Origin of the sequence: Nostoc sp. NMS4 (genome assembly GCF_017115095.1) — a bacterium.
Lineage (GTDB): Bacteria > Cyanobacteriota > Cyanobacteriia > Cyanobacteriales > Nostocaceae > Nostoc.
The window spans coordinates 1-4,007 of record NZ_JABXKI010000314.1 but is presented as its reverse complement, the minus strand read 5'-3'; the positions used below and the strand labels follow the sequence as shown (position 1 = coordinate 4,007).

Sequence of the window (4,007 nt, the reverse complement as noted above, 5' to 3'; positions counted from 1 at the left end):
TATTTTCAATCGACTCTACATTTATATTATGCAGCTTAAATGCCGATTAGCTTAGTGAGTAGATAGGTTATTGATGAGATTGTTTGCTGTGTAAGTTTTTCGGTGTCACTCTTTAATGAGTCTAATCCGTGTTCTACATGACGAGCCTTTTGAATGTTAGGCTTTTGCTACCAAAGTTAATCAGTAATCCAACTTCTAATCTATAGACTTTTAAATAGTTGAGGGCTTGGGCTAGGTGGACATCTTCGAGTTGAATTACGGCTTTTAATTCTACGAGTATTTTGTTTTCAACTATAAAGTCGGCTCTGCGTGTACCGATAGGTTCGGGTAGGTTTTTATAGTAAATATGCTGTTCTATTTCGCGGGCAAATTCTAGTCTTGCTTGACGCATCTCGTAGGCTAGGGCGCGTTGGTAGATGACTTCTTGGAAGCCGTTACCTAAGAATTTATGGACTTCAAAGGAAGCTCCGATAATTTTTTGGGTAATGTCGGCGTACTTTAGGCTACTCATTGTCTAAATCACGGATTAAACAGATTTAAGGATGGCACAGAGTTAAAATCTGTGTCATCTTGTAATCTGTGACAATCCGTGATTCAGACGTTTGAGGGATTACTGGAGCAATCACGTTTCCCAATATTTCGCCGCTACCCTTGATTGCTCCAAATGCTGGCGCTGATTTAATTGCTGAAAGCCTCGAAAATACGTAACTTATGCCCCTGAACTTGGAAAAAATGGACATTAATTCTTTAATGTACATATGTACATTCGCAAATTAAATGTCGCTATTCGCAGATATGTCGCAACAGCATCTAAATAGCTGAAACCTCTATCCTGTAAGGATTATAAACTATTTACTTACACAGAAAATAAATTTGCTTAATTCGCATTTTATATGTCGTAAATTCTATATTATCAAATTGAATGTCGTTTGTTAAGATTTAGGTATTTATCAAATTGTATGTCGCATTCTTGGTCAATCAATGGTACATTAGTACCTTAATTATTCATGAGTGTTTTTCACTCCAATGGCAGACAAACAATTTGAATTTACGGAAGAATTAACGCAAGCTCCAGATGCTATTTTTCTTGACAAGAGTAATTTTGTTGTAGATCCATCCCAAATTATTCTGGAAACATCAGATAGGCATAAACTGACATTTAATCTGATCCAGTGGCTTGCTGAATCACCAAATCGCACGATTAAGTCTCAGAGAAAGCAGGCTGTTGCAAATACTCTTGGTGTTTCTACTCGACAGGTGGAACGTCTCCTCAAGCAATACCATGATGACAAGTTATCAGAATCAGCAGGAGTACAACGCTCAGATAAGGGAAAACATCGAGTCAGCGAAGACTGGCAAGAATTTATCAAAGCAATTTATGAAGAAAGTATTAAAAACAAACATCCAATTTCACCAGCATCTATAGTTCGTGAAGTAAAGCGACACGCGATCGTTGACCTGAAGCTCAAACCAGGAGATTATCCTCATCAAGCTACTGTTTATAGGATTTTAGATCCTTTAATTGCACAACATAAACAGAAGACAAAAATCAGAAATCCGGGTTCGGGATCTTGGATGACAGTTGTAACAAAAGATGGACAGCTATTGAGGGCTGACTTTAGTAACCAAATTATTCAATGCGACCATACTGAACTGGATATTCTCATAGTTGATAGTGATGCTAATTTATGGTCTGACCGTCCTTGGCTAACTACTGTTGTGGATACTTTTTCAAGCTGTATTGTTGGTTTCCACTTATGGATCAAACAACCAGGTTCTACAGAGGTGGCTTTAGCCTTAAGACATGCTATTTTGCCCAAGAACTATCCTGAAGATTATCAGCTAAATAAAGTTTGGGAAATATGTGGGCCTCCTTTGCAATATTTTTTTACTGATGGTGGAAAAGATTTGGGATCAAAACATCTAAAAGCCATTGGTAAAAAACTAGGATTTAAATGTGAACTACGCGATCGCCCTCCCGAAGGCGGTATTGTAGAACGGCTTTTTGGAACTATTAATACTCAAGTTCTCAAAGATTTACCTGGCTATACAGGGTCAAATGTTCAGGAACGCCCCAAAAATGCAGAGAAAGAAGCGTGTTTGACAATACAAGATATAGACAAGATCCTAGCTAGTTTCTTTTGTGATATTTATAACCACGAACCATATCCCAAAGATCCCCGCGAAACAAGATTTGAGCGATGGTTTAGAGGGATGGGAAGAAAACTGCCTGAACCTTTGAATGAGCGAGAATTAGATATCTGTTTGATGAAAGAAGCGCAACGAGTTGTTCAAGCGCATGGATCTATACAGTTTGAAAACCTGATTTATCGAGGAGAATCACTCAAGGCATATAGAGGTGAGTTTGTAACACTGAGATATGATCCAGACCATATCCTGACTTTATATATCTACAGTTGCGAAACTAATGATAATGGAGAAGAATTTTTGGGTTACGCTCATGCCGTAAACATGGATACCCATGATTTGAGTCTAGAAGAATTGAAAGCCTTGAATAAAGAGCGAAGTCAAGCTCGTAAGGAGCATTTTAACTATGATGCCTTATTAGCATTAGGTAAACGGAAGGAACTTGTAGAGGAACGTAAAGAAGACAAAAAGGAAAAAAGACGCTCAGAACAAAAGCGTCTACGTTCAGCTTCTAAGAAAGCCTCAAATGTTGTTGAACTGAGGAAAAGTAGAGCTAACGTTTCTTCAAACAAAGATGACAAACTGGAACTCTTGCCAGAGAGAGTTTCAAGGGAAGAAATACAGCTTCAGCAATTCTCATTTTGAAATAAATAGAGTATTAACCCCATTTTGAAAATCAAAATGTAGTACAAAATAACTAGTTTTTTTAGAGAAAGGAAATAGCTTAAAAAATAATTGCCCCATCAACTAAGTATAAATACTCAATAATCTGGAGGGGATTGCCTGAAAACTAAGGGTAAACTCAGGAAAATAGTTCTATGAATGAGAATATAGAACTCAATCGAAATAACAAATTATTAATAGTTGTAGAGCTTTGGTAAAATTGGTGAATTGAAAATTATTAATTAGTCAAACGACTCCAAGATGGTTCAAAAGGCAGCGACCATAGAAATTCCTGAATTAATACAATTTTTACGGTCATCATTACATGACTTACCTGATGAAAGGAAACCTGGAAATAATACGAAATATCAGGTAGAAGACGCAGTGATGGCAGCATTTTCTATCTTTTTTACGCAGTCAGCGTCTTTTTTAGAGCATCAACGTTTAATGAAAAGCAATAAGGGAAAAGATAATGCTGAAAGTTTATTTTCAATTAAGGGAATCCCCAGTGATAATCAAATAAGAAATTTATTAGATCCAGTGCCAGCTACTACTATATTTATGACTTTTCAAAAAGTCTATGAATGGTTAGAGAAAAAGGGAGTTTTGTCAAAATTTCTCTACTTAGAGGGAGAAATTTTAGTGGCATTAGATGGCACAGAATATTTTTCATCTCAGAAAATTAATTGTCCTCATTGTAGTTGTCGTAATCATCGAAATGGAACTACAACTTATTTTCATGGCTGTGTTACACCTATTATAGTTTCTCCTAATCAAAAACAAGTAATTAATTTGCCACCAGAATTTATTAAAAAACAAGATGGACATCAAAAACAAGATTGTGAAAATGCGGCTGTTAAAAGATGGTTAAATAAGAATCATCAAAATAATTATGGTTATCCTATAACCCTTTTAGGAGACGACTTGTATTCTCACGAACCTGTTTGTAAATTGGCTCTAAAACAAGGCTATAATTTTATTTTTGTTTGTCTGGAAACGTCGCATAAAACTTTATATGAATGGCTAGAATTCTTAGAAAGAAGCGGAGAAGTTTCAACTGTTGAAAAGAAACAATGGGATGGGCGAAAAAATCTAATTTATCGTTATCGTTATGCTTCTAGACTTCCCTTACGAGATGATGACTCAAGTCTCGAAGTTAATTGGTGTGAAGTAACTGTTATTAATGAGAAAACACA

The 4,007-nt window shown here is 36.1% G+C and carries 3 protein-coding genes; 2 read left to right on the top strand and 1 reads right to left on the bottom strand.

Annotation, left to right across the window (positions count from 1 at the left end; all coding sequences use genetic code 11):
- Positions 1 to 133: 133 nt before the first annotated feature.
- Entirely contained in the window at positions 134 to 511 is a 378-nt protein-coding gene (locus tag HWQ37_RS29095; RefSeq protein WP_292753887.1) for a GxxExxY protein, read from the bottom strand.
- Between the two features lie 515 nt (positions 512 to 1,026).
- On the opposite strand from HWQ37_RS29095, the gene HWQ37_RS29090 reads away from it, so the two are divergent.
- Positions 1,027 to 2,793, top strand: coding sequence for a Mu transposase C-terminal domain-containing protein (locus HWQ37_RS29090; RefSeq protein WP_292753886.1), 1,767 nt, complete (start codon positions 1,027 to 1,029; stop codon positions 2,791 to 2,793).
- A 279-nt stretch (positions 2,794 to 3,072) separates the two neighbouring features.
- A partial coding sequence (locus HWQ37_RS29085) for an ISNCY family transposase (RefSeq protein WP_292753885.1) occupies positions 3,073 to 4,007 on the top strand: 935 nt, incomplete at its 3' end.

Coding starts and splice junctions, on each gene's coding strand:
- HWQ37_RS29095 (WP_292753887.1), bottom strand. CDS start 511: ATGAGTAGCCTAAAGTACGCCGACATTACCCAAAAAATTATCGGAGCT.
- HWQ37_RS29090 (WP_292753886.1), top strand. CDS start 1,027: ATGGCAGACAAACAATTTGAATTTACGGAAGAATTAACGCAAGCTCCA.